The organism is Neisseria shayeganii 871 (assembly GCF_000226875.1).
Lineage (GTDB): Bacteria > Pseudomonadota > Gammaproteobacteria > Burkholderiales > Neisseriaceae > Eikenella > Eikenella shayeganii.
The window spans coordinates 938,287-943,620 of the sequence record NZ_JH164926.1 but is presented as its reverse complement, the minus strand read 5'-3'; the positions used below and the strand labels follow the sequence as shown (position 1 = coordinate 943,620).

Sequence of the window (5,334 nt, the reverse complement as noted above, 5' to 3'; positions counted from 1 at the left end):
TTTCTACACTTTATCCGCATAGACGGTACTGCCTTCTGCCATGTCCGTCAGCAAAGGTCTCAGCCCTTACGACTACCACGATAGGATCACACTCAAACTCAAATTAAAAGGCCTGAGCCCTGTCAATACAGGATTCAGACCTTAGAAGGCGAGTAAAATAAACTGTCCAATTTGGCTTTGGTTCAGTTTTTCAGGTAGCCTTTTTTGTCATGTTGTAACCGTGGTTAAGCGATCAGGCTGTACACGAATACCACAATCACGCCGATGGGGGCGATGAAACGGGCCACGATGTTCCAGATGCCCATGGCGGATTCGCTGATTTCCAATTCTTCGCGCACCACTTTTGGGTTCATACGCCAAGCGGCGAATACGATACCGCCCAAGCCCACCAAGGGCAGCATGATTTTGCTGGTCACGTAGTCGAGCAGGTCGAAGATGCCCATGTCAAACAGTTTGAAGCCGCTCCAATCGTTGAAAGACAGCAGGGCGGCGATACCGATGGCCCAGGCGGCGATGGCGGTCACAACGGTAGCGGCCACGCGGCTGAGCGGGGTGCGCTCTTCCAGGAACTCAACGGTAGGCTCCAGCAGGGAGATGGAAGAAGTCAGCGCGGCAAACACAACCAGCAGGAAAAAGAGAATGCCGATAATTTGACCGCCGGCCATATTGCCGAAGGCGATCGGCAGAGTCACGAAAATCAGACCGGGGCCGGCGCCAACGTCCAAGCCGTTGGTGAATACCAGCGGGAAAATCGCCAAGCCGGCCAGCATGGCCAATACGGTGTCCAATACGCAAACGATGGTGGCGGTTTTCAGCAGATTGACTTCTTTGCCCAGGTAGGAGCCGTAAGCCACCATGATGCCCATACCCAAAGACAGGGTGAAGAAGGCATGGCCGAGCGCAGCAAGGAAGACGTCTTTGTTGATTTTGGAGAAATCCGGCGAGAACAGGAATTCCATGGCTTGGGAGAAGCCGGATTGGGTCATGGCGTAGCCGACCAAAATCAAGAGGATGAGCGCCAGCAGCGGCATCATGGTTTTGGCAGCGCGCTCAATGCCTTTGGTCACGCCCAAGGCGATCAGCACGGCGGTCAGCACCATGAAGACGGTGTGCCACAGGGTCATGCTGCCTGGATTGCCCAGCATGCTGGTAAAGAGTGCGCCGGTGGCATCACCATCCATGCCGCTGAACGTGCCGCTGGTGGCGGACAGGAAATAGTTTACGGCCCAGCCGCCGATCACGCTGTAAAAAGACAGAATCAGAAAGCCGGCCAAAATGCCCAAAGCGCCCACCAAGCCCCAAGAGCGGCTGCGTTGGCTTTCGGCTGCCACATCGGCGAACGAGTTCATGGCATTTTTTTGGCCGCGGCGGCCAATCATCCACTCGGCCACCATCACCGGAAAGCCGATAAGGGCGATACAGAACAAATAGGTGAACAGGAAGGCCGAGCCGCCGCCTGAGCCCACCATATAGGGGAATTTCCAGATGTTGCCCAAGCCGACTGCCGAACCGACGGCGGCCAAAATGAAGCCCAAGCGCGAGCCCCATTGGGCATGAGTGTGCTTATGTGAAGCGCTCATGATGTTTCCTTTTTCTTGTCTTAAAGGGAATCGTGAAGTACCGGCCGGTTTCCTGATTAACGAGGTTTTGCTCCCGTAATATGGAACAGGCGCCGGCGTAGGGATTGCAAGAAGAAGCGATAATGCCAGTTAATAATTGTAAAGACAAGAGGATTTTGCTTGTACGCGGCAAAATGGACAAAAAAATCGCCCCGATGAGACGGGGCGCAAAAGGAACACAAACCACTACCAAAAGGGGAGGAATACTGCCAAGCAATACTCCTAAGGGGGATTCAACCAAACTTCCGCTTCGTTGAACATGTGCGTATCTTACCCAAACTTAATTTAAATAGCAAATGATAATTATTATTATTTTCTAATGATTGAATATCAATCTGTTTTTTAAAGGAATAAAGTTTAAATTGCTGTCGGTTTTACGATTGTGAGCCGAGCGGTTTGCCGAAACGACAACCATCTGGCATGCGGTGAGCCAGCGTTTAAGCCGGGTAGCGGATAAGATTTAGCAGGCCGCGACAGCCGCCGCCCAGTGGCGGCACATCGTCAGGCCTTCTGACACTGAGCCGGCCTCAGGCCAACGGGCTGAAGCTGGCAGCGGGCCGGGCTTTTGGGTAAGATGCGGCCTGTTTTGACTCAAATACCTGCCGTTGCCATGAAGCCCACCCGCCAAATTATTCTGGATACCGAAACCACCGGCTTTTATTACGATAGGGATGACCGTCTGATCGAGTTTGCCGGCTTGGAAATGATCGACCGCCGCCTCACCGGCCGTTATCTGCATCTGTATGTGCACCCGGAGCGGGATATTCCCGAAGAGGCGGTGCGGGTACACGGCATTACCCTGGCGCAGTTGGCCGACAAGCCGAAGTTTGCCGAGGTGGCCGAAGAAATTGCCGATTTCATCCGCGGTGCCGATTTGGTGATCCACAACGCTGCCTTTGATATGGGCTTTTTGGACATGGAATTGGGCAAAGCCGGTTTGCCCACCGCCAGCCAGCTGGCAGCGGAGGTAACCGACACCTTGGCCATGGCCAAAGAGCTTTATCCCGGGCAGAAAAACTCGTTGGACGCGCTTTGTACCCGCCTGGGCGTGGACCGAAGCAAGCGTGTTTACCACGGCGCCCTCATCGATTGCGAGCTGTTGAGCGAAGTCTATTTGGGCATGACCCGTTCGCAGTTCAGCTTGGTGGATCAGTTTGCCGAAGAAGAGGCCGATGTTCGGGCAGAGATTCGGTCTGCCGCTGTTTCCGAGCGGCCGGCGCATTTAAGAGTGCTGCAAGCGGATGCCGACGAAATGGCGGCGCACGAAGCCTATCTCGACGGCCTCGATCAAGCCGCCGACGGCGGCAGCCTGTGGCGGAGAGAGGCATGAGCCGTTATTTGGCTTTGGTGCCGGCCGCCGGCGTCGGCAGCCGTTTCGGTGCCGGCCGGCCCAAGCAGTATGTGGAGATTGACGGCCGCAGTGTGTTGGAACACACGCTACGCCGTTTGTTGGCCGAACCGCAGATCGAGCGGGTGGCGGTGGTGGTATCGCCCCAAGACGGGTACTACGCGCAGGCAGTCAGGCTACCTGAAAACCTGGCGGCCCGGGTGACCTGGTTGCGTTGCGGCGGCGAAAGCCGTGCCGACAGCGTGTTCAACGGATTGAATGCTTTGCTGGCGCAGGGCTTGGCCCGGCCGGACGATTGTATTTTGGTGCACGATGCCGCCCGCTGCTGCTTGCCCCGCAGCGCCTTGCGGCGTTTGTTGGATCAAGCCGGCGGTCATCCTGCCGGCGGCATTCTGGCTTTGCCGGTGGCCGATACTCTGAAGCGCGCCGGTGCAGGCTCGGCGATTGCGGCCACGGTGTCGCGCAAGGGTTTGTGGCAGGCGCAAACGCCGCAGCTGTTTCGAGCCGATTTGCTGCAGCGGGCTTTGAGCCACACCGATTTTGCCGACATTACCGACGAAGCCTCTGCCGTCGAACGCCTGGGCGTGCAGCCTTTACTGGTGGCGGGCGACAGCCGCAATCTGAAGATGACGCTGCCGCAGGACGAATACATTGTCCGCCTGCTGTTGGCGGCCGAACAGGCTACCTGAAACCGGAAAACCGCATCGGCGGCTTTTCAGGTAGCCTCTGATTTTGCGGTGATGCCGCAAACCATTCACTTAAAGGAAGACCATGAATATCCGCATCGGACAGGGCTATGATGTCCACCAACTGGTTGCCGGCCGCGAGCTGATTCTCGGCGGCGTGCGCATACCGTTTGACAAAGGGCTGCTCGGCCATTCCGATGCCGATGCCTTGCTGCACGCCATCACTGACGCCTTGCTCGGCGCGGCGGCTTTGGGCGACATCGGCAAGCTGTTTCCCGATACGGCGGCCGAACACAAAGATGCCGACAGCCGCGTGCTGCTGCGCGCCGCTTATGCCGCAGTGCAGGCGGCCGGCTGGCGTGTGGTGAATGTGGACAGCACGGTGATTGCCCAGCAGCCCAAACTGCGCCCGCACATTGACGCCATGCGCGCGAACATCGCCGCCGATTTGGGCTTGGACATCGGTGCGGTCAATGTGAAGGGGAAAACCAACGAGAAACTCGGTTACCTCGGCCGCATGGAAGGCATCGAGGCGCAGGCGGTGGTGTTGCTTGTGCGCTAAATGGACGGGCAGCGTGGAAGTGTGCGTAACATAAAAGGCAACATACTTATCAAAGGCGAAACATTTGTTACGCAGCAAAGGTGCGACCGCTAATAGCCGTTATACGGTTACGGTATCATTGGGCTATTTCGCAATTAAGGTAGTAATATTCCCATATTGGGAACGGCTTTACGCGCGATGTATGAAAAATTACTTTGGGGCTGATGGCGGGACTAAACAATAGCAGCCTAGCATGACTGCGAATCTACATCAGCAGACGGTGCGGCTGGGAAACATAAAGTGGCCTTGCCCTGTCAGGCCGTGCAGTTCGGCCAGCAGCTCAAGCGTCCAGTCGGCCAAGGGAATCGAGTGCAAGGGAATCGAGTGCGCCCGCAGCCGTTTCATGCGGCTGGCGGGAGTCGTCCACATTTTCGCCTACCAGTCGATTTCTGCCCATTCGCTGCCTCTGATTTCGGTATTGCGGGCAAAGCACAGCAGCGGCAATATCGGCCAGCAACAGGCGGCGGTAAAACTCGGTCAGCTCTTCACGCGGCCAGGGCAGGCATATGGGCGGTTTCTGGCTTATTCAGGTAGCCTGAGACCTTTGCAAAACCCCCATCTGCGGCGCATTTCTGCGTTGTGCGCTGCTACGCCTTGAACTGTATCCACATCTGGGGTTTTGCAAAGGTCTTAGGATGCGTGTGCCTATGGCTGCCTGAGCAGGCAGGCAGCGCCGCATGATGAGGCACTTGAAGGGGATTTAGGGGTAGCTTGTCTGCTTTTTAGGCAAAAACAGCCGGAACATGATGAAGCATGTTCCGGCTGTTTGTTGGCATGGGGTTTTGCAAAGGTCTCAGCCTATACCACAAACTGAGACCTTTGCAAAACCCCCATCTGCGGCGCATTTCTGCGTTGTGCGCTGCTCACTCGCTTGCCTATCTATATGATATGTCTGCACTCGTTGCGCTGCTACGCCTTGAACTGCATCCACATCTGGGGGTTTTGCAAAGGTCTCAAACTATTGTGGCGGGACTGTGTGACAGGAGATGGCTTGCGGAGTGAAAAGATTGCTTCATCAGCCGTTTGAACACACAGCTGAGAGGAGTTGGGGAGCTTTTATTTGAGCCGGATTTCGGCTAG

General features: G+C 56.2%; 6 protein-coding genes. 4 read left to right on the top strand and 2 right to left on the bottom strand.

Features of this window, described 5'->3' with window-relative positions:
• Nucleotides 1-224: 224 nt before the first annotated feature.
• Nucleotides 225-1,580 carry a sodium-dependent transporter gene (locus HMPREF9371_RS04325; RefSeq protein WP_009118712.1) on the bottom strand — a complete coding sequence of 452 codons (1,356 nt, stop codon included), beginning with the start codon at nucleotides 1,578-1,580 and terminating at the stop codon, nucleotides 225-227.
• A gap of 649 nt (nucleotides 1,581-2,229) precedes the next feature.
• Here HMPREF9371_RS04325 and dnaQ point away from each other — a divergent pair.
• The 3 genes from dnaQ (at nucleotide 2,230) to ispF (ending at nucleotide 4,215) form a co-directional block, all read left to right on the top strand.
• On the top strand, nucleotides 2,230-2,949 hold the full coding sequence (gene dnaQ / locus HMPREF9371_RS04320) for a DNA polymerase III subunit epsilon (protein WP_040660153.1): 720 nt from the start codon (nucleotides 2,230-2,232) through the stop codon (nucleotides 2,947-2,949).
• Nucleotides 2,946-3,656 (top strand): 2-C-methyl-D-erythritol 4-phosphate cytidylyltransferase, encoded by a 711-nt coding sequence (gene ispD, locus HMPREF9371_RS04315; protein WP_009118710.1) that lies wholly within the window; start codon nucleotides 2,946-2,948, stop codon nucleotides 3,654-3,656. The genes dnaQ and ispD overlap by 4 nt, the downstream gene beginning before the upstream one ends.
• An 82-nt stretch (nucleotides 3,657-3,738) precedes the next feature.
• Nucleotides 3,739-4,215, top strand: coding sequence for a 2-C-methyl-D-erythritol 2,4-cyclodiphosphate synthase (gene ispF, locus HMPREF9371_RS04310; RefSeq protein WP_009118709.1), 477 nt, complete (start codon nucleotides 3,739-3,741; stop codon nucleotides 4,213-4,215).
• Between the two features lie 249 nt (nucleotides 4,216-4,464).
• Here the strand turns inward: ispF and HMPREF9371_RS12510 are convergent, their stop codons facing one another.
• Nucleotides 4,465-4,623, bottom strand: a complete 159-nt coding sequence (locus HMPREF9371_RS12510) for a hypothetical protein (protein WP_156786991.1) — start codon at nucleotides 4,621-4,623, stop codon at nucleotides 4,465-4,467.
• 450 nt (nucleotides 4,624-5,073) lie between these two features.
• Here HMPREF9371_RS12510 and HMPREF9371_RS13185 point away from each other — a divergent pair, with 450 nt between their 5' ends.
• Complete coding sequence (locus tag HMPREF9371_RS13185) at nucleotides 5,074-5,256, top strand: lipoprotein signal peptidase (RefSeq protein WP_332247827.1); 183 nt, start codon at nucleotides 5,074-5,076, stop codon at nucleotides 5,254-5,256.
• The last annotated feature ends 78 nt before the right edge of the window (nucleotides 5,257-5,334 follow it).